Annotated in this window: 20 protein-coding genes; 16 read left to right on the top strand and 4 right to left on the bottom strand. The window is 68.4% G+C overall.

Going from position 1 to position 22480, the window contains the following annotated elements:
* Positions 1-7: 7 nt before the first annotated feature.
* Positions 8-637, bottom strand: coding sequence for a 2-polyprenyl-3-methyl-6-methoxy-1,4-benzoquinone monooxygenase (coq7, locus tag ABL843_RS05940; RefSeq protein ID WP_418119291.1), 630 nt, complete (start codon positions 635-637; stop codon positions 8-10).
* Between the two features lie 282 nt (positions 638-919).
* Between coq7 and ABL843_RS05935 the strand changes: the two genes are divergently transcribed.
* The gene (locus tag ABL843_RS05935) at positions 920-2179 is read left to right on the top strand and encodes a porin (protein WP_418119290.1); all 1260 of its coding nucleotides are present in this window, start codon (positions 920-922) and stop codon (positions 2177-2179) included.
* A 123-nt stretch (positions 2180-2302) separates the two neighbouring features.
* Here ABL843_RS05935 and ABL843_RS05930 read toward each other — a convergent pair whose 3' ends face one another.
* Positions 2303-3433 (bottom strand): hypothetical protein, encoded by a 1131-nt coding sequence (locus ABL843_RS05930; RefSeq protein ID WP_126025686.1) that lies wholly within the window; start codon positions 3431-3433, stop codon positions 2303-2305.
* On the opposite strand from ABL843_RS05930, the gene ilvA reads away from it, so the two are divergent.
* The gene (gene ilvA / locus ABL843_RS05925; RefSeq protein WP_418119289.1) at positions 3432-5099 is read left to right on the top strand and encodes a threonine ammonia-lyase, biosynthetic; all 1668 of its coding nucleotides are present in this window, start codon (positions 3432-3434) and stop codon (positions 5097-5099) included. The genes ABL843_RS05930 and ilvA overlap by 2 nt on opposite strands.
* 59 nt (positions 5100-5158) lie before the next feature.
* Here ilvA and ABL843_RS05920 read toward each other — a convergent pair whose 3' ends face one another.
* Positions 5159-5815, bottom strand: a complete 657-nt coding sequence (locus ABL843_RS05920) for a hypothetical protein (protein ID WP_418119288.1) — start codon at positions 5813-5815, stop codon at positions 5159-5161.
* A 50-nt stretch (positions 5816-5865) separates the two neighbouring features.
* Between ABL843_RS05920 and gspG the strand changes: the two genes are divergently transcribed.
* From gspG to ABL843_RS05850, 14 genes are all read left to right on the top strand, one after another.
* The gene (gene gspG / locus ABL843_RS05915; RefSeq protein ID WP_184634988.1) at positions 5866-6306 is read left to right on the top strand and encodes a type II secretion system major pseudopilin GspG; all 441 of its coding nucleotides are present in this window, start codon (positions 5866-5868) and stop codon (positions 6304-6306) included.
* Positions 6281-6796: a prepilin-type N-terminal cleavage/methylation domain-containing protein gene (locus ABL843_RS05910; protein WP_418119287.1), complete on the top strand. Its 516-nt coding sequence runs from the start codon at positions 6281-6283 to the stop codon at positions 6794-6796. The genes gspG and ABL843_RS05910 overlap by 26 nt, the downstream gene beginning before the upstream one ends.
* The gene (gene gspI / locus ABL843_RS05905; RefSeq protein ID WP_126025681.1) at positions 6793-7182 is read left to right on the top strand and encodes a type II secretion system minor pseudopilin GspI; all 390 of its coding nucleotides are present in this window, start codon (positions 6793-6795) and stop codon (positions 7180-7182) included. The genes ABL843_RS05910 and gspI overlap by 4 nt, the downstream gene beginning before the upstream one ends.
* 3 nt (positions 7183-7185) lie before the next feature.
* Positions 7186-7881, top strand: coding sequence for a PulJ/GspJ family protein (locus ABL843_RS05900; protein WP_418119286.1), 696 nt, complete (start codon positions 7186-7188; stop codon positions 7879-7881).
* Positions 7878-8894 (top strand): type II secretion system minor pseudopilin GspK, encoded by a 1017-nt coding sequence (gene gspK, locus ABL843_RS05895; protein ID WP_418119285.1) that lies wholly within the window; start codon positions 7878-7880, stop codon positions 8892-8894. The genes ABL843_RS05900 and gspK overlap by 4 nt, the downstream gene beginning before the upstream one ends.
* 126 nt (positions 8895-9020) lie before the next feature.
* Positions 9021-10232 carry a type II secretion system protein GspL gene (gspL, locus tag ABL843_RS05890; RefSeq protein WP_418119284.1) on the top strand — a complete coding sequence of 404 codons (1212 nt, stop codon included), beginning with the start codon at positions 9021-9023 and terminating at the stop codon, positions 10230-10232.
* A complete protein-coding gene (gene gspM / locus ABL843_RS05885) occupies positions 10229-10777 on the top strand; it encodes a type II secretion system protein GspM (RefSeq protein ID WP_126025677.1) in 549 nt (182 codons plus the stop codon). Before gspL ends, gspM begins: the two co-directional genes overlap by 4 nt.
* A gap of 22 nt (positions 10778-10799) precedes the next feature.
* Positions 10800-11600, top strand: coding sequence for a type II secretion system protein N (gene gspN, locus ABL843_RS05880; protein ID WP_418119283.1), 801 nt, complete (start codon positions 10800-10802; stop codon positions 11598-11600).
* Positions 11601-11605: 5 nt separating this feature from the next.
* Positions 11606-13942 (top strand): type II secretion system secretin GspD, encoded by a 2337-nt coding sequence (gene gspD / locus ABL843_RS05875; RefSeq protein WP_126025675.1) that lies wholly within the window; start codon positions 11606-11608, stop codon positions 13940-13942.
* Between the two features lie 11 nt (positions 13943-13953).
* Positions 13954-15351, top strand: coding sequence for a GspE/PulE family protein (locus ABL843_RS05870; protein WP_126025674.1), 1398 nt, complete (start codon positions 13954-13956; stop codon positions 15349-15351).
* An 18-nt stretch (positions 15352-15369) separates the two neighbouring features.
* Positions 15370-16608 carry a type II secretion system inner membrane protein GspF gene (gene gspF, locus ABL843_RS05865; protein ID WP_418119282.1) on the top strand — a complete coding sequence of 413 codons (1239 nt, stop codon included), beginning with the start codon at positions 15370-15372 and terminating at the stop codon, positions 16606-16608.
* A gap of 34 nt (positions 16609-16642) precedes the next feature.
* The gene (locus tag ABL843_RS05860; RefSeq protein ID WP_418119281.1) at positions 16643-17542 is read left to right on the top strand and encodes a 5'-nucleotidase; all 900 of its coding nucleotides are present in this window, start codon (positions 16643-16645) and stop codon (positions 17540-17542) included.
* Positions 17543-17598: 56 nt separating this feature from the next.
* The gene (locus tag ABL843_RS05855) at positions 17599-18990 is read left to right on the top strand and encodes an 8-oxoguanine deaminase (RefSeq protein ID WP_418119280.1); all 1392 of its coding nucleotides are present in this window, start codon (positions 17599-17601) and stop codon (positions 18988-18990) included.
* Positions 18991-19160: 170 nt separating this feature from the next.
* A complete protein-coding gene (locus ABL843_RS05850) occupies positions 19161-21170 on the top strand; it encodes a lipoxygenase family protein (RefSeq protein ID WP_418119279.1) in 2010 nt (669 codons plus the stop codon).
* Positions 21171-21186: 16 nt separating this feature from the next.
* Here ABL843_RS05850 and ABL843_RS05845 read toward each other — a convergent pair whose 3' ends face one another.
* Positions 21187-22476 carry a c-type cytochrome gene (locus ABL843_RS05845; RefSeq protein WP_418119278.1) on the bottom strand — a complete coding sequence of 430 codons (1290 nt, stop codon included), beginning with the start codon at positions 22474-22476 and terminating at the stop codon, positions 21187-21189.
* Positions 22477-22480 lie beyond the last annotated feature (4 nt).

Genomic DNA, 22480 nt, shown 5'->3' with positions numbered 1-22480 from the left:
GCTCAGCCTAGATGCGGTGCGCCAGCGTGGTCATCACGCGGGAAGCGGCACGCATCATCGCCTTGGCTGGCGCCGGCAACTCCGCCGCGCCGGCGTCGACGGCCTGCGACGCATGGCGGGCTTCGTCGACTTTCATCTGCTCGACCACTGCCCTCGAGGCGCTGTCTCCAGATGGCAGGCGGTCGAGGTGGCTGTCCAGGTGGGCCTCCACCTGGCGTTCGGTTTCCGCGACGAATCCCAGGCTCAGCGGATCTCCCAGTCGGCCCGCGACCAGACCGAGGCCGAAAGCACCCGCATACCAGAGCGGGTTCAGGATCGATGGGCGGGCGCCCAGTTCATCCAGCCGTTGCCGGGTCCATGCCAGGTGGTCGGTTTCTTCGTGCGCCGCCTCGATGAAGCGAGCGCGCAGCGCCGGATCGCGTGCCACAGCCGCCTGGGCCGTGTAAAGCGCCTGGGCGCAGACTTCGCCGACGTGGTTCACGCGCATCAGGGCCCCGGCTTCCCGACACTCTGCTTCGCTCAATTCGCCCGGCGCCTGGGAGGGGGCTGGAATCGCCCGGGTAGCGTGGGGGCGGGCAAAAAGCGTGCGCAACGCCGAATCTGCCGCGGTCAGAACTGAGTCGATCATGAGCGTCATGGGGCTATTTGAACGCACATGGGAAATGCCCTGCCACGGGCGCATGATTTTTCACAATATGGTGTATCTCGGGGCATAAGTCCTTTGTTGCAGGCGTGCAACGAAACGCGCGGGCCATCCAAGATTTCGGGCGATTTGTTTTGCCCTGCCGCAGCGGCTCTGGTGCAATAGCATCAACTTCCCAAAAGGAGGTTGGCCCGGGGTCCGGTGGGAGCACAAAAGTGCCAGTCACGGTGAGCCCTTCGCACCGGAGCCCTATGTTTAACCTTGGAGAAACTTGCAATGAAAAAATCTCTAGTTGCTCTGGCTGCCCTGGCTGTTGCCGGTGTTGCCTCGGCTCAGTCGTCCGTCACGCTGTTTGGTGTGGTCGACGCGTCGATCAGCGGCTACTCGTCGAGTTCGCGTGATCTGAAGCCTACCGTTCTGCCCAACAGCTTCGGCGCTTCCACCTACACGAACCAGGGCAGCGTCAAGGTCAGCCGCAGGGCTTTGGCCAACTCGGCCTATAACTCGAGCCGGCTCGGCTTCCGCGGCACGGAAGACCTGGGCGGCGGCTTGGCCGCCAGCTTCTGGCTCGAAGCCCCCATCACCAACGACGACGGTGCAACCGGAGTTGCCAGCTTCGCACGTCGTTCGACCGTGAGCCTGTCGGGCGGTTTCGGCGAACTGCGCCTGGGCCGCGACTACACCCCGACCTTCTGGAATGACACCGTATTCGATCCGTTCGGCACACTTGGTGTGGGCGCCAACCTGATCAACACGGCCAACGGCTTCAACGCCGAGACCTATGGCGCCAAGGACACCGGCGGATTCGGGGCCAACCAGAACTACGCCCGCGCCAGCAACTCGATCGGCTACTTCCTGCCCCCGAACCTGGGCGGCTTTTATGGCCAGGTGATGTACGCGTTCCACGAGAACGACAAGTACAGCAAGGGTAGCTTCACGCCGAAGGACAGCAGCACTTCCAAGAGCCGTGCCGGCCGCTACATCGGCGGCCGCTTCGGCTATGCCAATGGCCCCCTGGACGTGGCTGTGGCATACGGCAGCAGCACGGTCGCCGATCAGTACTACGCAGGCACCACCGACTACGTGAAGACGTTCAATGTGGGCGCTTCGTACGACTTCGGCCCCGTGAAGCTGTTCGGTGAAGTGTCGCGCGCCAAGAATTCGCGCGATTACGAAATCACGCCCTTCGTCGGAGCCCGCCCAGACGTGGACCTGAATGGCTACCTGCTCGGTGTGACCGTACCCGTCGGCCCGGGACTCATCCGTGCAGCCTACTCGTCCGTCAAGTACGACTACAACCAGCCGTTCAATCCGTTCGGCTTGAACAACCCCGATCCGAAGGCGAACAAGCTCGCGCTGGGCTACGTGCACAACCTGTCGAAGCGGACGGCCCTGTACGCAACGATCGCTCGCGTTAGCAACAAGAACGGCGCAGCGCTGACGGTCGGTGGCCCCGGTTTCTACAAGGCTTCCGAGAACGTGTTCAAGCCGAAGACTTCGACCGGCTACGACTTCGGCATTCGCCACGCGTTCTGACCGTCGAACTTTCAAGTTCTTTGCCTGACCCCGATGCTGGCTCCTGCCAGTTCGAAGCGGCAACCAAGCCTCAAGTCGCCTGGCTCGCGCCGGGCGGCTTTTTGTCGTTTTCCCCGTCCCGTTTCAGGTTGCCCGGCTACGCCGGCTCTGCAGCAACCCCACATTCATTTCTCCGCTCAGCACCGACGCGTAGAAACGCTCGACCATGTTGACGCTCGTGCGCGCGTTGCGCGCCAAGGTCAGCATGTCGATCCCTTGCCCGTACAACAGCCGCAACGTGATTGCCGTGTGGCGCAGGCAATAGAGAGTTCGCGATTGGCCCAGCGGCCCCTTCTCGAGCCCCGCCTTTTCGAGCACCCAGTGGAAGAAGAAGTTGAGCACCGCCAGGGCGTGCTCGCGGTTCTTCAGTTGCGGCATGAAGACGTAGTCTTCCGCGCCACCATATCCACGCTCCGCTCGATAGGCGAGCAGACATTCGTAAACCCGCACGGCGGGGCACAGGCTCACGATGGGCTGGCTGTGCCGCTTGGTCTCCGGCAGGTTCATCCGCAGATAGACGTGCTTGCCGCGCACGACTTCGATGTGCTTGTGCTTCATGAACTTGATGTCGCTCGGACGCACGAAGGTGTTCACCATCCAGCGGACCAGCCAAGGCAGTTCGTCCGGCATCACGAGCAGTTCGCGCGCTATCCAGAAACGCTCTCCCGCCGCCAGTTGATCGAGCACCGGGTGCGAGTGCCCGCGCAAGCTGCGCGCAGTCCTGATGATCGCGCGGTACTCCGCAACGCTGAAGCTGCCACGCGGCTGGCTGCGCACCTTGACCTTCGGGAATGCAGGCGCATCGCGAAGCGCGCCGATGTGGACGCCATGCATCACGACCTTGCGCAGCAGCACCAGGTACTGGGCAATGGTCGTGCTGGTGAAACCCTGTTCGCCGAGGTGATCGATCAGGCGTTGCGCGTCAGCCGTTGCAAACGACTGCGCCGGCACATCACCCAGCAACGGAACGATGTGCGCACGCAATCTGTTGCCCATCACTTGCCACGTGGCACGCCCGATTTCCTTTCTCTGAACGCGCGCGGCTTCCGCCTGCATCAGCCTCTTCGAAAGGTCGCTGACAGAAATTGATAACAGATTTTGCTCATTTGTAATTTGATCGGCGGCCATATGGATCGCGGGATAGGTGCGTCCAAAAAATCCCGAATCATTTGCAGCTGGTGCCTTGTGGAGGAGGTTTATGACATTTGTGTCCATGCCATATCTCGCATGCAATCTCGATGCCTCTTATCATCGGCAGTTAGCAAATGAAAACTCCCTTGGAAAAATCGTGCAAGACGCACCTCTTAAAACAACGCTGACGCCCGCCGACTATCTCAGAAAAATTCTCAATGCCCGGGTCTACGACGTTGCTGTCGAGTCCGCGCTGGAGAAAGCGCGCGCGCTGAGCGAGCGACTCGGCAACACAGTTCTATTGAAGCGCGAAGACCAGCAACCGGTTTTCAGCTTCAAGCTGCGCGGCGCCTATAACAAGATGGCTCATCTGAGTGCAGCCCAATTGGCAAGCGGCGTGATTTGCGCATCGGCCGGCAATCACGCACAAGGCGTTGCATTGGGTGCCCGCAAGCTCGGCACGCGTGCGGTGATCGTGATGCCGGTGACCACTCCGAAACTCAAAATCGATGCGGTGCGCGGTTTCGGCGGAGAAATCGTGCTGCATGGCGACAGCTATTCGGATGCTTATCTGCACGCACTCGATTTGCAGACAAAGCAAAACCTGACCTTCGTGCATCCCTTCGACGACCCGGACGTCATCGCGGGCCAGGGCACCATCGCCATGGAAATACTGCGACAGCACCAGGGCCCGCTGGATGCGGTGTTCGTTGCGATCGGCGGCGGCGGCCTGATCTCCGGCGTGGCCAACTACATCAAGGCGGTGCGCCCCGAGATCAAGGTGATCGGCGTGCAGATGAACGACTCCGACGCGATGATGCAATCGGTCGCAGCCCACCAGCGCGTGAACCTTCCCGATGTCGGCCTGTTCTCGGACGGCACGGCCGTCAAGCTCGTCGGCGAGGAGACCTTCCGCATCGCCAGCGACCTGGTCGACGACTACATCGCCGTCGACACCGATGCCGTGTGCGCCGCCATCAAGGACATCTTCGTGGACACGCGCAGCATCGTCGAGCCCGCGGGTGCGCTGGCGGTCGCTGCCATCAAGGAATACGTCGCGCAGCATGGCCGCCATGGCGAAACCTATGCGGCGATCCTGTGCGGCGCGAACATGAACTTCGACCGGCTGCGTTTCGTAGCCGAACGCGCCGAGGTCGGCGAAGAACGTGAAGCCCTGTTTGCCGTCACCATGCCCGAAGAGCGCGGCAGCTTCCGCCGCTTCTGCGAACTGATCGGCGAGATGCCCGCCAGCGATTCGGAAGCTCCGGGCACCGGCGGCGGCGCGCTGCGCAACGTGACGGAGTTCAACTATCGCATAAGCGATGCAGCCAAGGCGCATGTGTTCGTCGGCCTCACGACCTCGACGCGGGGCGAATCGGCCGTCATCGCACGGACCTTCGCCGCGCACGGATTCGACGCGCTCGACCTCACGCACGACGAACTCGCCAAGGAGCATCTGCGGCATCTGGTGGGTGGACGCACCGGCCTTGCGCATGACGAGCGCCTGCTGCGCTTCGTGTTCCCCGAGCGGCCGGGCGCTCTGCTCAAGTTCCTGAGCCTGATGCAGCCGAGCTGGAACATCAGCCTGTTCCACTACCGCAACCAGGGCGCGGACTACGGCCGCATCCTCGTCGGCCTGCAGGTGCCGGCCGGCGAATCCGCCGAGTTCGACGCCTTTCTCAAGACCCTGGGCTATCCCTACGTCGAGGAAACTGCCAATCCGGCCTACCGGCTCTTCCTCCAGGCCTGAAAAAGCAGAAGCCGGCGCAAGGCCGGCTTCGCTTCATCGAACCGAAATCCTGAAGAAAATTACTGGGTAGCCGCCTGTTGCTGCTGCGGTGGCGCTCCCATGGCGGCCGGTTGCTGCTGTTGCTGCAACAGCGAGCCAGCCGGCGGCGGCGGAGGAGGCTGCATCTGCTGCTGATGCATCTGCGGCGGAGCCGCCACGGCGGGCATGGCCGGGGGCGGCACAGCCACCATCGGTACCGCCGCCAGCGCGGGAGTGGAAACGCTGATCGGCGCACGCACCGGCAGCTGCAGCGTGAATGCCGCCGGGCCATCGGCACGCAATCCGATCGTCGCCGAGCGCAGACCGACCGACTGCAGCACGTAGCTCTCGCCGACCGTCGAGCCGACGCGGAACGGCCGCGGCGGCTTGCCATCGATGGAAATCAGCGCCGCTCCCTGCCTGGAAGGATCGGCCACCACACCGGACAACGCGAAGCGGCTGGCGGCTTCCGGGGCCACAGGCGCCGTGCGGGACTCGGGCAGCACGCCCAGCAGACGCGCCACCGAGTCGGAGTCCGCCGCCACCGAGGGCCGGGGCATGGTCGCGGCAGCGGCGACGGCATCGGTCGGCGACGCCAGCCGCAGCGCCCAGAACACCGCGGCACCGGCCGCCAGCGCCCAAAGCCCCGTCGTTGCAAGTGGGGCATGCCAGCGGGCGGCGGAGTAAGGACTTGTCATGGCCGCGGATTATCATGCAGCGCGCCTTCCGAATCATGTCTGCCCAAGCTATGAACAAATTCCTCCGTGCCGCCACCCGTACCGCCCAACGCGGCTTCACGCTGATCGAGCTGATGGTCGTGCTGGTCATCATCGGCGTGCTGGCGGCACTCATCGTCCCGAACGTGATCGAGCGCGCCGACGACGCCCGCGTGACTGCCGCCCGGACCGACATCAACAACCTGATGCAGGCGCTCAAGCTCTATCGCCTGGACAACCAGCGCTACCCCACCGCCGAGCAGGGCCTGCAGGCGCTGCTCACCCGCCCGACCACCGGTCCGGCCGCTCCCAACTGGAAGCCCTACGTCGAGAAGCTGCCCAACGATCCCTGGGGCCACCCCTACCAGTACCTGAACCCGGGCATCAAGGGCGAGATCGACGTGCTCTCGTTCGGCGCCGACGGCCAGAGCGGCGGCGAGGGCAAGAATGCCGACATCGGCAGCTGGCAGTAGCAGCGGCGGCTCGGACGCGCCGCTCCGCACTCCCCATTCACGCCGCCTCCAACGGCCAGGCGGCTTCACGCTGCTGGAGCTGATCGTGGTGATCGCCATCATCGCGATCGCCACCGCCGCCGTGAGCTTCGCCATCCGCGACACCAGCGCCGCCAACCTCGACCGAGAAGCCGACCGCCTGGCCGCCTTGCTCGAATCGGCCCGCGCCCAGTCGCGCGCCAGCGGCATCGTGGTGCGTTGGCGGCCGGTGGAAGGCAGTTTCAGGTTCGACGGCCTGCTGCCTGGCTCGCTGCCCGATGGCTGGGCCGCCGACGGCATCACCGCCCAGGTGTCGCTCGCCAACGGCACGCTGATTCCGGCACTGCAGCTCGGGCCCGACCCGATCATCGCGGCGCAGCAGGTCATGCTCTATTCCGCCGGCCCGCCCGCGCGCGCCCTGCGCATCTCGACCGACGGCGTGCGCCCCTTCACCGTTTCGGCGGTTCAATGAGAAATACGCGGCGCCCGCTTGCTTCGCGCTCCCGCATCGGCGGCTTCACGCTGATCGAGGTGCTGATCGCGCTCGGCATCGTCGCGATCGCGCTGGCCGCGGGCTCGCAGGCCACCATGTCGCTCACACGCAATGCGCAGCGCCAGTCCGACCTCGTGCTGGCCGACCTGTGCGCCGAGAACGAGCTGGCCAAGGCCCGCCTCTCGCGCCAGATGCCGGCGGTGGGCGACTCGGGGTCGATCTGCCTGCAGGCCGGCATCTCGTTCAACGTAACCACCTCGACCATCCCGACGCTGAACCCGAACTTCCGGCGCGTCGACGTGCAGGTGCGCGACCAGGCCGACTCGCCCATCCTGCGCATCTCCACCGTGGTGGGGAGGTACTGAGCGATGCAGCGACACCCTGGCGCTCGCACCGCGCGCGGCTTCACGCTGATCGAGCTGCTTGTCGCCATCGCGGTGATGGCGCTGCTCTCGCTGGTGAGCTGGCGCGGGCTCGACAGCATGTCGCGCGCCACCACCCAGAACCAGCAGCGCGCCGACGCCGTGCTCACGCTGCAGGCCACGCTGGCGCAATGGGGAGCCGACCTCGACGCCGTGACCACGCTCGCCCAGACCCGCCCCATCGACTGGGACGGCCGGGTGCTGCGGCTCACGCGCCGCGGCAGCGACGACACCGCGCCGTCGGTGCAGGTGGTGGCGTGGACGCTGAAGTCCGGCCCCGACGGCGTGCGCTGGCGGCGCTGGCAATCGCTGCCCTTCACCACGCGCGGCGAATGGCAGCAGGCCTGGAACCTGGCGGCCGCCTGGGCGCAGGACGGCGGCGCCGGCTCGAACGGCGGCTACAGCGACGTGGCGCTGGTGCCGGCCAACAGCTGGCAGATCTTCTTCTTCCGCGACAACAGCTGGGTGCCGGCCAGCCAGCTGCCCGTCACCCAGCCCAACCCCAACAACCCCTCGGGCCCCGTCGTCGCCATGCCGGACGGCGTACGCCTCGTCATCACGCTGCCGCCCGGCGAAGGCCTCTCGGGCACGCTCACGCGCGACTGGGTCAAGCCGACCGTCGGAGCGCCGAAAACCTCATGACGCAGACGCCCGCAAGGACCAACGACGGCAGCAAGCGATCGCGCCAGCGCGGCGCCGCCCTGCTCGCCGCGATGCTGACCGTGATGCTGGTGGCCACCTTCGCCGCCGCGGCGCTGTGGCAGCAGTGGCGCTCGGCCGAGGTCGAAGGCGCCGAGCGGGCGCGCGTGCAGGCGGCCTGGGTGCTGATCGGCGCGCTCGACTGGTCGCGCCTCATCCTCGGCGAAGACGGCCGCGCCGGCGGCCCCGACCACCTGGGCGAGCCCTGGGCCGTTCCGCTGGAAGAGGCTCGGCTCACCAGTTTCCTCTCGGCCGAGAAGAACGTGGCGAGCGACAACCTCGAAGGACTGCCCGACGCCTTTCTCTCGGGCCGCATCGTCGATGCGCAGTCCAAGCTCAACGTGCTTTCGCTGGTCGACAACGGCAAGCCGGTGCCGGCGGCCGTCGCCACCTTCACGCGGCTGTTCAACCTGCTGGGCCTGCCCGTGTCGGAGCTCAGCCTGATGACCAATGGCCTCGCTGCCGCGCTTGCCACGGGCACTGCGACCGACGGCAGCAGCAGCGGTGTCGATTCCAGCGCCGCGCCGCTCATGCCGCAGCAGGTCTCGCAGCTGGTGTGGCTGGGTCTGTCGGCCTCGACGGCCGCGGCGCTCGAACCGTACGTGACGATCCTGCCGGTGAAGACCACGCTCAACCTCAATACCGCGAGCGCCGAGGCGATCAGCGCCAGCATGGAGTCGCTCAACATCGCCAGCGCGCGCCAGCTGGTGGACCGCCGCTCGCGCGCCTTCTTCAAGGACATCGCCGCCGCCAACGCCGCCCTGCCCAGCGGCAGCGCGCCCTTCAACGCAGCCCAGCACGGCGTGGGCACACAGTTCTTCGAGGTCTACGGCAAGCTGCGGCTCGATCGCACCTACGTGGAGGAACGCTCGTTGCTACAGCGAAGCGGTGTCACGGTGACGACGATCTGGCGCACGCGCGGCGCCGGCGCAACGCTCACTCCGGTCAAACCCTGATTTCGATGCATTATTTGTAGCCAAAAAGCCTTCCAGAGCGCGTCACATCAGCGTGATACGCTATGAAAAACAGAGCGCCATCGTGTCGGACGCGCACCTACAATCACCGGCTTTTCCAAGATCCACATGACTCCCCTGCTGCTCATTGCCCCCCTCCCTCCGGCCGATGCCGCGGGCGAGTACGACTGGGCCCAGGCAGGCGACGACGGCATTGCGTTGCGCAACCAGGGCCGGGCGTTGCTGGCGCTGCTGCCCTCGAGCACGGAGGTCATGCTCGGCATTCCTTCCGCCGCGCTCTCGTGGCACCGCATCACGCTGCCCAAGGGCAGCATGGGCAGCGCCTCGAAGCTGCGCGCCGTGCTCGACGGCCTTCTCGAAGAACACCTGCTCGACGAGCCCGAGGCCCTGCACTTCGCGCTCGAGCCCGACGCCAAGGCCGGCGCGCCCGTTTGGGTCGCGGCCTGCAATCGCATCTGGCTGCGCACCATCGTGCACGGGCTCGAAGCGGCCGGCCGGCGCGTGGTGCGCATCGTTCCCGAATTCACGCCGCAGCCGGCCGACGGTCCGCCGCTGCTGCTGGTCACCGGCGAACCCGAGGCGCCGCGGCTCACGGTGTGCGACGCCGACGGCGTGGTCTCGCTGCCGCTGGCCGGCGCGGGGCTGGCGCTGTCGGACGGCCTGCCGCTGGACACCGCCGTCATCTCCACCGAGCCCGCCGTGGCCGAGGCCGCCGAATCGCTGCTGCAGCGCCGCGTGCCCATCGTGCAGTCGCCGCAGCGCTGGCTGCAGGCCGCGCGCACGCCCTGGGAGCTCGCTCAGTTCGACCTCGCGGTCACCGGCCGCGCGCGTGCCGGCAAGAAGTTCGCCTCGGTGGTGCAGACGCTGCGCTATGCGCCCGAGTGGCGCGCCGCGCGCTGGGGCGTGGTCGCGCTGCTGCTGACCCAACTCATCGGCCTGAACGCCTGGGCGTGGAAGGAGCGCAACGCCCTCGAATCGAAGCGCCAGGCCGCCAAGGCGATCCTGACCCAGACCTTTCCCTCGGTGAAGCTCGTGGTCGAGGCGCCCGTGCAGATGCAGCGCGAGGTCGCATCGCTGCAGCAGGCCGTGGGCGACGTTTCCAACAGCGACTTCGAGCCCATGGTCGGCGCTCTCGCCGCCGTGCTGCCGCCCGGCAAGGTGCCGAGCGCCGTCGACTACAGCGCCGGCCAGCTGCGCCTGCGCGGCCTCGGGCTGCAGCCGTCGGAGGTCTCGCAGATCACCAATGCGATGGCGCCACGCGGCTACAACGTGCGCACCGAAGGCGACCTCCTGCTGGTACAGGCCGAGGCCAACCGATGAACTTCAGCGAACAGCTCAAGGCCCGCTGGGCCACCCTGGAAGTGCGCGAGCGCCGCATGGTCTATGCCGCCGCGGCCCTCGTAGCGCTGGCCCTGCTCTGGTGGATCGCGCTCGCTCCCGCGCTGCGCACACTGTCCGCGGCGCCCGCCGAACACGCTCAGCTCGATGCGCAGCTGCAGCAGATGGCCACCCTGCAGGCCCGCGCCAAGGCCCTGCAGTCGCAGCCCCGCCTGAACCGCGACGACGCGATGCGCGCGCTCGAAACCTCCGTGCGCGAGAGCCTGGGCACGAGCAACGCGCAGCTCATGGCATCGGGAGGTGACGGCGCCGCCACCGTCTCGCTGCGCGCGGCGCCCGCCGCCACCGTCGCCCAATGGCTCGGCCAGGCCCGCGGCAATGCGCATGCGGTGCCGCGCGAAGTCCACCTGACCCGCGCGCCGGCCTCGACGCCGCCGCCATCGTCGCCCGCCGCCAAGGACGCGCCCAGGACCCCGCAGGTCCGCTGGGACGGCACTGTCGTCATGGCGCTGCCCGCGGCGCGCTGAGAAAGAACGGCAGACGACCCGCATGCTGAGCCGCCCTCCGATCCCCGAACCCCGACCCCGCCGCGGCTGGCGCTGGGCCCTGCTCGGCGCCGTCACCGGCGTGCTGCTGGCGGTGGTGCTGTTCGCGCCGGCCCGCTGGCTGTCGGCGGCGCTGTCGAGCTGGAGCCAGGGCCGCCTCGTGCTGGCCAACCCGCGCGGCACCGTATGGAACGGCACGGCCGCCGTGGTCCTCGCCAGCGGCGCGGGCGGCATGCAGGCGGTGTCGCTGCCCGGCCTGCTGCACTGGCGCATGCGCCCGAGCTGGAACGGCATCGCCGCCAGCCTCGATCTGCCGTGCTGCGCCGCGCAGCCGATCGAACTCAAGGCCAGTCCGCGCGCCGGCGGCATGCAGCTCGCCTGGCAGGACAGCCGCTCGCGCTGGCCCGCCACCCTGCTCATGGGGCTGGGCGCGCCGTGGAACACGCTCAAGCTCGAAGGCGCGCTCGACCTGAACACCAAGGCCTTCTCGATGCAGTGGGACGGCCCCGCGCTGCGCATCGCCGGCCAGGCGACGCTCGACGCCACCGATGTTTCCTCCAGCCTCTCGACGCTGCGGCCGATGGGCAGCTACCGGCTCACGCTCGAAGGCGGCAGCCGCCCCACGCTGCTGCTGAGCACGCGCGAGGGCAGCCTCGAGCTCAACGGCAGCGGCAGCTGGACCGGCACTTCCTTTCGCTTCAACGGCGAAGCCAGTGCCGCGCCCGGCCGCGAAGACGCTCTTTCCAATTTGTTGAACATCATCGGACGACGCGACAACGCGCGTTCGATCATCACCCTGGGTTGATCCTCATGATGAAGCCACTGTTTTCGACCGGCACCGTCGCGCTCGCCGTGCGCGTGCTGATCGCCGCCACGTTCCTGCAGGCCGCGCCCGCCGCGTTCGCGCAGACCGGCGACGCGCCGCGCCGCGGCGAGCCGATCACGCTGAACTTCTCCAACGCCGACATCGAGGCCGTGGCCCGCACCATGGCCGTGGTCACCGGCCGCGACGTGGTTGTCGACCCGCGCGTGAAGGGCACGATGAACCTCGTCACCGACCGCGCGATCCAGCCGGCCGCGGCCTTCAACCAGTTCGCCTCGGCGCTGCGCCTGCAGGGCTTCGCGGTGGTGGAAGCCGACGGCCTCTACAAGGTGGTGCCCGAGGCCGACGCCAAGCTGCAAAGCAGCACCGTCAACACCTCCATCAGCGCCACGGCGTCCAGCGGCAGCAACCAGATCGTCACGCAGATCTTCAGGCTCAACTACGAGTCGCCGAACAACCTGCTGCCGGTGCTGCGCCCGCTGATTCCGCCGAACAACACCATCAACGTGAACCCGGGCAACAACTCGCTCGTGATCACCGACTACGCCGACAACATGCGCCGCCTGGCGCGCATCATCGCGTCGCTGGACGTGCCGAACGCCTCCGACATCGAGATCATCCAGCTCAAGCACTCGGTGGCCACCGACATGGTGCCGCTGGTGCAGCGGCTGGTGGACGGCGGCGGCTCGGGCGCACCGGGTGCGCCGGCGGCTCCCGGCGCGGCCGACGCGTCGTTCCGCACCACGCTCATGGCCGATCCGCGCAGCAACTCGCTGATCATCCGCGCGGCCAACCCGGCCCGCGTGGCGCTGATCCGCACGCTGGTGGACAAGCTCGACCGCCCCGCCGTCGAGGGCAGCAACGGCGCGGCCGGCAACATCTACGTGGTGTACCTGAAGAACGCCGACGCGGTGCGCCTCGCGGCCACGCTGCGCGCGGCGATGGCCGCCAACCAGCTGAACACCACGCCGGGCACGCCGGGCGCCACGGCCAGCGCCGTGCCGCAGCAGAGCGCGCCGCAGGCCATGCAGGTCAACCTGAACAACAGCAGCCAGTCGGGGGCATCTGCGGCCGCCAGCGCGCCGCTCAACAACGCCAACCAGCCGTCCACCGGCGGCCAGATCCAGGCCGACCCGTCGACCAACTCGCTGATCATCACCGCGCCCGAGCCGCAGTACAGGCAGATGCGCGCGGTGATCGACAGGCTGGACGGACGGCGAGCGCAGGTCATGATCGAGGCGCTGATCGTCGAGGTGAGCGACACGGCCGCCGCGAAGTTCGGCGTGCAGTGGCAGAGCGCGCTGGGCAACAACGCGGTGATCGGCACCAACTCCTCGGTGGCCGGGGCCAACCTGCTGACGCTGACCCAGGCGCTGGCCACGCGCAACGCCGCCGGCCTGGCCGGCGCGATCACGCCGGGCGCGAACCTCGGCATCGCCGGCAAGGTCGGCGGCCAGTACATCCTGGGCGCGATCGCCAGCTTCTTCGACAGCGACAAGGACGCCAACGTGCTGTCCAAGCCCAACCTGCTGACGCTGGACAACGAGGAAGCCAAGATCGTCATCGGCCAGAACGTGCCCTTCGTGACCGGCCAGTACGCCAGCACCTCGGGCTCGGTCGGCGTCAACCCGTTCACCACCGTCGAGCGCAAGGACGTGGGCCTCACGCTGCGCGTGCGCCCGACCATCAACGAGAACGGCACGGTGAAGCTGACGATCTTCCAGGAGACCTCCACGGTCGACGGAAACACCGTCAACAACCAGAACGGCCCCACCACCAACAAGCGCTCCATCGAATCGAGCGTGCTGGTGGAAGACGGCGGCCTCGTGATGCTCGGCGGCCTGCTGTCCGACAGCTACGGCAACACGGTCGAGAAGGTGCCGCTCGCAGGCGACATTCCCGTGCTCGGCAACCTGTTCAAGAGCCAGGCCCGCACGCGCGAGAAGATCAACCTCATGATGTTCCTGCGCCCGGCGGTGATGCGCGATGCCAGCGCCACCGAAGCCTTCGCGTACGACCGCTACGACGAGATCCGCGGCATGCAGCAGCGCACGCAGCCCGACACCTCCAACGTGATGCTGCGCGGCGTGAGCGGCTCGAACATCCTGCCCGAACTGGCGCCTCCGTCCCGTGCCCTGGCCCCGACTTCGGCGGCTCCGGCGCCCTCGGCCTCCACCGCCGCGCGCGGCGGCTCGCGCCTCGAAGGCACCCAGCTGATCCCGCCATCGCAACCTGCCGCGGACAGCCGCAAACTGGCGCCCAGCCCCCTGCGTGGCGCACTGCCCCCCACCGGCGACCCGGTGAGCGCGCGGGAACTGCCCTGATACTGTTTCCGATGTCCAACCGCTATCCCCTGCCCTACGCCTTTGCACGCAGCCAGCAATTGCTGCTGGAGGAGACCGACGACGGCCGCTACACGCTGTGGATGTCGAGCACCCCGGCGCGCAGCGCGGTCGGCGAGGTCTCGCGCAAATACGGCGTGCAGGCATTCGAGGTGCTGGCCGACGGTCCGCTGGCGCAGCGCATCAGCGCGGCCTATGCGCAGGGCGAATCGAGCGCCGCCGCGGTGGTCAGCGAGGTGCAGAGCGACGCCGACCTCTCGCGCATGATGCAGGAGCTGCCGGCGGTGGAAGACCTGCTGGAAAGCGCCGGCGACGCGCCCATCATCCGCATGCTGAACGCCCTGCTCACTCAGGCCGCGCGCGACGGCGCCAGCGACATCCACATCGAGCCCTACGAGCGCACGTCTTCCGTGCGCTTTCGCATCGACGGCACGCTGCGCGAGGTGGTGCAGCCCAACCGCGCGCTGCACGCGGCGCTGATCTCGCGCCTGAAGATCATGGCCGACCTCGACATCTCCGAGAAGCGGCTGCCGCAGGACGGGCGCATCTCGCTGCGCATCGGCACGCGCGCGGTCGACGTGCGGGTGTCGACGCTGCCCAGCGCGCACGGCGAGCGCGCGGTGCTGCGCCTGCTGGACAAGAGCGAATCGAAGCTCACGCTCGAATCGGTGGGCATGCAGGGCGACACGCTGGAGCGCTTCGAGAAGCTCATCGCGCAGCCGCACGGCATCATCCTCGTGACCGGCCCCACGGGCTCGGGCAAGACCACCACGCTGTACGCAGCGCTGGCCCGGCTCGACGCCACCCGCAGCAACATCATGACGGTGGAAGACCCCATCGAGTACGAGCTGCCGGGCGTGGGCCAGACGCAGATCAACGCGAAGATCGAACTCACCTTCGCCAAGGCCCTGCGCGCCATCCTTCGGCAGGACCCGGACGTGATCATGATCGGCGAAATCCGCGACTTCGAAACCGCGCAGATCGCCATCCAGGCCTCGCTGACCGGCCACCTCGTGCTGGCCACGCTGCACACCAACGACTCGGTCAGCGCCGTCACGCGCCTCACCGACATGGGCGTGGAGCCCTTCCTGCTGAGCTCGTCGCTGCTGGGCGTGCTCGCCCAGCGCCTCGTGCGCAAGGTCTGCACCTCGTGCGGCGGCGCGGGCTGCGAAGCCTGCGGCCAGACCGGCTACCAGGGCCGCACCGGCATCTTCGAGCTGCTGGTGGCGGACGACGAAGTGCAGGCGCTCATCCACGGCAAGGCGGCCGAGAGCCAGCTCTTCGAGGCCGGCGAACGCGGCGGCCTGCGCTCCATGCGCGAGGACGGCGAGCGGCTGGTGCAGGCCGGCATCACGTCGCGCGCCGAGTTGCTGCGCGTCACGCGCGAGTAGCGAGCAAGAAGAGAAGAGATGCCCGCCTACGCATTCGAAGCCATCGACGCCAGCGGCCAGTCGCGCGAAGGCGTTCTCGAGGCCGACACCGCCCGCAGCGCGCGCAGCCTGCTGCGGGCTCAGGCGCTCATTCCGCTGTCGGTCAAGCCGGTCGGCAGCGAGCATGCCGGCGGTGGTGGCCAGCGCAGCGGACTCGGCCGCTGGCTGGGCGGCGGCAAGCGCGTGTTCAACTCCACCGGACTCGCCGTGTGGACGCGGCAGCTCGCGGGCCTCGTCTCGTCGGGCCTGCCGCTGGAACGCGCGCTCACGGCGCTGACCGACGAGGCCGAGTCCGACCAGCAGCGCAATCTTGTCGCGTCGCTGCGCGCCGAGGTCAACGCAGGCTCGCCGTTCGCGCGGGCGCTGTCGGCGCATCCGCGCGAGTTCTCGCCCATCTACACGGCCGTGATCGGCGCCGGCGAGCAGAGCGGCAACCTCGGCCTCGTGCTCGACCGCCTCGCCGACGACCTCGAGGAGCGCCAGGCGCTGCAGCAGAAGCTGATCGGCGCGGCGCTGTACCCGGCCATCGTCACGCTGGTGGCGATCGTGATCGTGATCTTCCTCGTGAGCTACGTGGTGCCGCAGGTGGCGCAGGTGTTCGCGGGCACCAAGCGCTCGCTGCCGTTCCTCACCACGGTGATGCTCTCGCTGAGCTCCGGCGTGCGCAACTACGGCTGGTGGATGCTGGCGGGCGTGGTGCTCGCCGCCATCGGCACGCGGCTCGCGCTGGCGCAGGAAGCGCTGCGCCTGAAGTTCGATTCGGCCTGGCTGAAGCTGCCGCTGGTGGGCAAGCTCGCGCGCGGCTACAACGCGGCGCGCTTCGCGAGCACGCTCGCCATGCTGGCCACGGCCGGCGTGCCGATCCTGCGCGCGCTGCAGGCGGCCTCCGAGACGCTGGGCAACCGCGCTATGCGCGCCGACGCGCTCGACGCGCTGGTGCTGGTGCGCGAAGGCGCGCCGCTGGCCTCTGCGCTGGCGCAGAAGAAACGCTTTCCGGGCCTGGTGTCGATGTTCGCCCGCCTCGGCGAGCAGACCGGCACCCTGCCGCTGATGCTGCAGCGCGCCGCCAACCAGCTCGGCGCCGAAGTGCAGCGCCGCGCGATGCACCTCGCCACCATCCTGGAGCCGCTGCTGATCGTGGCGATGGGCGGGGTGGTGATGCTGATCGTGCTGGCGGTGATGCTGCCGATCATCCAGCTGAATCAATTCGTCAAGTGACGACGGCCAGCCAGCAGCGCAGGACGTACTCGACATGCCCGTAACCCTCGAAGACAAGCTCGTGGTCGCGATCTCCTCGCGCGCCCTGTTCAACCTCGAAGAAGAAAACAAGGTCTTCGAGGCCGGCGACAACGAGGGCTACATGAAGCTGCAGCTCGACCGCATCGACGTGCCGGCCGCGCCCGGCATTGCCTATTCGCTCATCCGCAAGCTGCTGCGCTTCAACGACGACGGCGTGCAGCGCGTGGAGGTGGTGATCCTCTCGCGCAACGACCCGGTCTCGGGCATGCGCATCTTCAGGTCGAGCGCGGCGGCCGACATCAAGCTGCAGCGCGGCGTATTCACCCAGGGTCGCCCGCCCTTCGGCTACCTGCGCCCGCTGCGCGCGCACCTGTTCCTGTCGGTCAATGCGCAGGACGTGCGCGAGGCGCTCAATGCCGGCTTTCCGGCCGCGCGCGTGCTGGTCGAATCGGTAAAGGCGAGCGACGCCTGGCCGAACGAAGTGCGCATCGCCTTCGACGGCGACGCCGTGCTGTTCTCCGACGAGGCCGAGCGCGTGTACCAGAAGGAAGGCCTCGACGCCTTCCAGGCCCACGAACTCAGCAAGGCCGACCTGCCCCTGCCCGAAGGGCCCTTCAAGCCGCTGCTGAGCGCACTGCACCGCCTGCAGCTGGCCGGCAACGCGCAGATGCGCATCCGCACCGCGCTGGTCACCGCGCGCAGCGCACCGGCACACGAACGCGCCATCCGCACGCTGATGAAGTGGAACATCCGCGTCGACGAGGCCATGTTCCTCGGCGGCCTGCCCAAGGGCGAGTTCCTGCGCGAGTTCGAGCCCGACTTCTTCTTCGACGACCAGACGGGGCATGTGGATGCGGCCTCGCGGCATGTGCCGGCGGGGCATGTGAGCAGCGGGATCAGCAACGAGTCCTGAGGGGCGGCCTCGCGGCGCGCTTGCCTCGCGCCCGGCCCGGGGACAAGAATGCCGGCATGCTGATCCTCCGACATGCCGACACTCTCGTCACCATGGACGCCACCCGGCGCGAGATCGCCGATGGCGCCGTGGTGTGCGACGGCCCCGCGATCGCCTGGGCCGGCCCCACGGCCGAGCTGCCCATCGCTTACCTCGAAGCCCTGCGCGACGGCAAGGCCGAGGCCATCGACATGCGTGGCCACGTGGTGATGCCCGGCCTGGTCAACACGCACCACCACATGTACCAGAGCCTCACGCGCGCGGTGCCCGAGGCGCAGGACGCCGAGCTCTTCGGCTGGCTCACCAGCCTGTACCAGCTGTGGGCACGCATCACGCCCGAGATGATCCGGGTGTCCACGCAGACGGCGATGACCGAGCTGATGCTCTCGGGCTGCACCACCACCAGCGACCATCTGTACCTGTTTCCCAACGGCTCGCGGCTCGACGATTCGATCGAGGCGGCCGACGCGATGGGCATGCGCTTCCATGCGGCGCGCGGCAGCATGAGCGTGGGCCGCAGCGCCGGCGGCCTGCCGCCAGACGAAATGGTCGAGACCGAGGAAGCGATCCTGCGCGACAGCGAGCGGCTCATCGGCCGCTGGCACGATGCCTCGCGCCATTCGATGCGCCGCATCGTGCTCGCGCCCTGCTCGCCTTTCTCGGTGTCGCGCGACCTGATGCACCTGTCGGCCGAACTGGCGCGCGAGCGCGGCGTATCGCTGCACACGCACCTGGCCGAGAACGACAACGACGTCGCCTACTCGCGCGAGAAGTTCGGCATGACGCCGGCCGAGTACGCCGAAGACCTGGGTTGGGTCGGCCGCGACGTATGGCATGCGCACTGCGTGAAGCTCGACGAGGCCGGCATCGCACTCTTCGGCCGCACCGGCACGGGCGTGGCGCACTGCCCCTGCTCCAACATGCGCCTGGCCTCGGGCATCGCGCCCATCGGTGCGATGCGTCGCGCTGGCGTGCCGGTGGGGCTGGGCGTGGACGGCAGCGCGTCGAACGACGGTGCGCACATGCTGGGCGAGGCGCGGCAGGCGATGCTGTTGCAGCGCGTGGGCTACGGCCCCGCGGCGATGACGGCGCGCGAGGCGCTGGAGATCGCCACGCTCGGCGGGGCGCAGGTGCTGGGCCGCGACGACATCGGCGCCATCGCACTCGGCATGTCGGCCGACATCGTGGCCTTCGACATGCGCGGCGTCGCGCATGCGGGCGCGGGGCATGACCCTGTGGCGGCGCTCGTGTTCTGCACGCCCGCCTCGGTGTCGCTGAGCGTGATCGGCGGCGCGGTGCGGATCCGCGGCGGTGCATTCACCGGGCTCGAGCCGGCACCGCTGCTGGCCAGACATCGCGACTTGGCGCGCACGCTGTATGAAGCCGCACGGCACCCGCACACGGCCTGACGACGCCCTGACCACGCGTTGCAGGGAACGCGCCTCGGAATAGGCAGCAACCCTGATTGCCAACGCCCAAGCCCCTCCGCAGAATCCGCCCACCAAATAGAACGAGCGTTCGATTTGGTGGCCGAGCCTTCCGTCGGCCTCCCGAGATTCACAACAACAGGGACTCCCCGATGAAGCGCAGAGACATCCTCAAATGGTCCGCCTCGGCGGGCGGCCTGGGCCTGCTGGCCGGCAAGACATCCACGGCATCGGCGGCACTGCCGGTGCCGAAGCCCACGCTGCCGCAGAAGATCGACCCGATCAGCGCCACGCTGCGGCGGCTGGAGCTGGCAGGACGGCAGGCGACCTATCTCTGGACCGAATCGCACATCAACCTGGCTGGCGTGCCGATGGGCGCGGTGGTGCCGGCCACCGAACTGCCGGCGCTGGAGCACCAGCTCAAGACGATCTCGAAGGCGCTGGAGGCCGTCACCAACTTCGCGGCCTCGTTCGCCACCAGCGCGCTGGCCTCGGGCAGCCTGCAGTCGCTGGACAACCTGCGCACGCGGCTTGCGAGCCTGCAGGCCAGCTTCGACCAGCTGCTGGCCGCCAACAGCGGACTGGCCACCTTGCCGGCCGCGGTTCTGACGCTGCTCGGCACGCTCACCGGCACGGCGGGCGACATCTCCACGCAGCTCAAGCAGATCCACCAGGACCTGCTCTCGCAAGGCCCGCTGGGCGCGCTGAATGGACCGAAGACGGTGGCGCAGTACGACGCGCTGTTCGTCACCATCGAGAAGCCCGCCATCGCGCAGCTGCTGCACGACAACGACCTGTTCGCCGCCATGCGCGTAGCCGGGCCCAACCCGATGCTGATCCAGCGCGCGACCGCGCTGCCGGCCAAGTTCCCCCTCGGCAATGCGCAGTACCAGCAGGTGATGGGCGCGGGCGACAGCCTTGCCGAGGCTGCCTCGTCGGGTCGGCTCTACATCCTCGACTACGAAGGCCTCGCAGACATGGCGCCGGCCGGAGCGCAGGTCAAGCCGCTCACGGGCACCGGCTACATCCAGGCGCCCATTGCGCTATTTGCGCGGCCGAAGACCGGCCGCTCGCTGGTGCCGGTCGCCATCCAGTGCGGGCAGGACCCGGCCGCGAGCGCCATCTTCCTGCGCGTGGACGACACCGCCAACGCCGAGGCCTACTGGGCCTGGCAGTCGGCCAAGACCGTGGTGCAGGTGGCCGACTTCAACTACCACGAGATGTTCGTGCACCTGGGCCGCACGCACCTGATGTCGGAAGCCTTCGCGATGGCCACGCAGCGCCAGCTCGCGACCGCGCATCCGCTGAGCCGGCTGCTGTCGCCGCACCTCGAAGGCGCGATGTTCATCAACGAGGCGGCGACGCTGATCATCATGGCGCCGCTGACCACGGGCGACGTGATCCTCGCCGCGCCCATCGAGACGCTGCAGCAGCAGTGCGGACGCGACCGGCTGGCCTACGACTTCTACGACCGCATGATGCTGCCCAACGACCTGCGCACGCGCGGCGTGGACGACGCAAAGGCACTGCCCGACTACCCCTACCGCGACGACGCGCTGCTGGTGTGGAACGCGATCGCGCAGTGGGTGGGCGACTACGTGGCCAACTACTACCTGAGCGAGGCCGACGTGACCGGCGACTACGAGCTCAAGGCCTGGGCCTCCGAGCTGGCGACAAGCGGCAAGGTGCACGGCTTCCGCGCGATCACCACGCGCGCGCAGCTGGCCGACGTGCTCACCGCCATCATCTTCAACGCCAGCGCGCAGCACGCGGCGGTGAACTTTCCGCAGTATTCGGTGATGACCTATGCGCCCTTCAGCGCGGGTGCCGAAGGGGTGCCGGCGCCGACGAGCGGCGCTGGCCAGAACGAGGCGAGCTGGTCGCAGATGCTGCCCTCGCGGCTGGCGGCGCAGGAGCAGATCCTGCTGTTCCACATCCTCGGCGGCGTGTACTACCGGCCGCTGGGCGAATACAAGGACAACGTCTTTCCGCACCTGCCGGTGCTGCTGGACCCGGCCATCGTCGGGCAAGGCGGGCCGCTGGAGCGCTTCCGCAATGCGCTTGTGGGCATCGAAGCGACCATCGGCCAGCGCAACACGACGCGCGCGCGGCCTTACGAATATCTGCTGCCGAGCCGGATTCCCTCCAGCACGAACATCTGACCGATCGGTCGATCGATCAGCGCCGCATGGTGTCGAGCTGCGTGACCGGCGGGCTGTCGTTGCCCCACGAGCCGCGCACGTAGGTGAGCACGGCCGCGACCTCGGCCGCATCCAGCGTCTGGCCGAAGGGCGGCATGCCGTACGGGCGCGGGTTGCCAGCCGTCGAGGGCAGGAAGCCACCGTGCGCGATCACCTGGATCAGGTTGGTGGGCCGCGCCATGTTCACTGCGCGGTTGCCCGCCAGCGGCGGATAGGCGCCCGCCGCACCCTGGCCCTGGTCGCCGTGGCAGTAGGCGCAGCGCTGGTCGTAGATCTTCGCGCCGCGCGCCATGGTGCCGGCGTCGCGGCGGATCGGGGCCTTGGCCGTGGCGGCGGCCGGGGCTTCGGCCTTGGGCGCATCGGGCAGGTCCTTGAGGTAGCTCGCCATGGCCGCCAGGTCGGCCTCGCTCAGGTACTGCGTGCTGCGGAACACCACGTCGGCCATCGGTCCCATCACCGAGCCGCGCGGCGCCACGCCGTTCTTGAGCAGTGCCACCACGTCGGCTGCGGACCAGTCGGCCACGCCCGCCTCGTGCGGATCGGTGAGCGAAGGCGCGTACCAGTTCTCGACGGCGATCAGGCCGCCGGAGAGCCCCAGCTTCGTCTCCGTTGCGCCCAGCGAATTGCGGCTGCCATGGCAGGCGATGCAATGGCCCAGGCCGCTGACGAGGTAGGCGCCCCGGTTCCATTCGGCGGGCTTGCCTGCATTGGCGACGAAGGGCTCGGGCTTGAACGAGAGCGCGCGCCACACGGCGAGCGCCGCCTGCGTGTCGTACGGAAAGCGCAGCCGGTGCTCGCGATTGGGTACCGCCGAGGGCGGCACGCTGCGCAGGTAGGCGTAGATGGCGTCCGAATCCTCGCGCGTCACCTGCGTGAAGCTCGGGTACGGGAACGCGGGGTACAGCAGCCGGCCCTCCTTGCTGCGGCCGTTGTGCATCGCACGCCAGAAGTGCGCGCTGCTCCAGCCGCCGATGCCGGCCTTGTCGTCGGGGGTGAGGTTGCTCGAATAGACGGTGCCGAACGGCGTCTCGATGGGCATCCCGCCCGCATAGGGCTCGCCGCCGCGCGTGGTGTGGCAGCCGGCGCAGTTGCCGGCCAGCGCGAGGTAGCGCCCGCGCTCGACGAGTTGCGGCGTGGACTGGAAGGCTTCGGCCTGCGCGGGCAGCGGGTCTTCGCCGCGCAGGTTCATCGCCACGATGGTGCCGGCGGCCGCGGCGCCGAGCACGACGAGCGCAAGCAGCAGCCACGCGAGGTGTCGCAGTTTCATGGGC

It is taken from the genome of Variovorax sp. 350MFTsu5.1 (assembly GCF_048302515.1).
Classification (GTDB): Bacteria; Pseudomonadota; Gammaproteobacteria; order Burkholderiales; family Burkholderiaceae_C; genus Variovorax; species Variovorax guangxiensis.
Note: the sequence above shows the minus strand (reverse complement) of the source record. Positions and strands in the feature narration are given on the sequence as shown.

What these genes read in the sequence shown, in the direction of transcription:
- gspL (WP_418119284.1), top strand. Translation starts at nt 9,021, where the DNA reads ATGACTCCCCTGCTGCTCATTGCCCCCCTCCCTCCGGCCGATGCCGCG.
- gspK (WP_418119285.1), top strand. Translation starts at nt 7,878, where the DNA reads ATGACGCAGACGCCCGCAAGGACCAACGACGGCAGCAAGCGATCGCGC.
- ABL843_RS05850 (WP_418119279.1), top strand. Translation starts at nt 19,161, where the DNA reads ATGAAGCGCAGAGACATCCTCAAATGGTCCGCCTCGGCGGGCGGCCTG.
- ABL843_RS05845 (WP_418119278.1), bottom strand. Translation starts at nt 22,476, where the DNA reads ATGAAACTGCGACACCTCGCGTGGCTGCTGCTTGCGCTCGTCGTGCTC.
- ABL843_RS05930 (WP_126025686.1), bottom strand. Translation starts at nt 3,433, where the DNA reads ATGGACACAAATGTCATAAACCTCCTCCACAAGGCACCAGCTGCAAAT.
- gspI (WP_126025681.1), top strand. Translation starts at nt 6,793, where the DNA reads ATGAGAAATACGCGGCGCCCGCTTGCTTCGCGCTCCCGCATCGGCGGC.
- gspN (WP_418119283.1), top strand. Translation starts at nt 10,800, where the DNA reads ATGCTGAGCCGCCCTCCGATCCCCGAACCCCGACCCCGCCGCGGCTGG.
- gspD (WP_126025675.1), top strand. Translation starts at nt 11,606, where the DNA reads ATGATGAAGCCACTGTTTTCGACCGGCACCGTCGCGCTCGCCGTGCGC.
- ABL843_RS05920 (WP_418119288.1), bottom strand. Translation starts at nt 5,815, where the DNA reads ATGACAAGTCCTTACTCCGCCGCCCGCTGGCATGCCCCACTTGCAACG.
- ABL843_RS05935 (WP_418119290.1), top strand. Translation starts at nt 920, where the DNA reads ATGAAAAAATCTCTAGTTGCTCTGGCTGCCCTGGCTGTTGCCGGTGTT.
- gspF (WP_418119282.1), top strand. Translation starts at nt 15,370, where the DNA reads ATGCCCGCCTACGCATTCGAAGCCATCGACGCCAGCGGCCAGTCGCGC.
- gspM (WP_126025677.1), top strand. Translation starts at nt 10,229, where the DNA reads ATGAACTTCAGCGAACAGCTCAAGGCCCGCTGGGCCACCCTGGAAGTG.
- ABL843_RS05910 (WP_418119287.1), top strand. Translation starts at nt 6,281, where the DNA reads ATGCCGACATCGGCAGCTGGCAGTAGCAGCGGCGGCTCGGACGCGCCG.
- ABL843_RS05855 (WP_418119280.1), top strand. Translation starts at nt 17,599, where the DNA reads ATGCTGATCCTCCGACATGCCGACACTCTCGTCACCATGGACGCCACC.
- ABL843_RS05860 (WP_418119281.1), top strand. Translation starts at nt 16,643, where the DNA reads ATGCCCGTAACCCTCGAAGACAAGCTCGTGGTCGCGATCTCCTCGCGC.
- ABL843_RS05870 (WP_126025674.1), top strand. Translation starts at nt 13,954, where the DNA reads ATGTCCAACCGCTATCCCCTGCCCTACGCCTTTGCACGCAGCCAGCAA.
- coq7 (WP_418119291.1), bottom strand. Translation starts at nt 637, where the DNA reads ATGACGCTCATGATCGACTCAGTTCTGACCGCGGCAGATTCGGCGTTG.
- gspG (WP_184634988.1), top strand. Translation starts at nt 5,866, where the DNA reads ATGAACAAATTCCTCCGTGCCGCCACCCGTACCGCCCAACGCGGCTTC.
- ilvA (WP_418119289.1), top strand. Translation starts at nt 3,432, where the DNA reads ATGCCATATCTCGCATGCAATCTCGATGCCTCTTATCATCGGCAGTTA.
- ABL843_RS05900 (WP_418119286.1), top strand. Translation starts at nt 7,186, where the DNA reads ATGCAGCGACACCCTGGCGCTCGCACCGCGCGCGGCTTCACGCTGATC.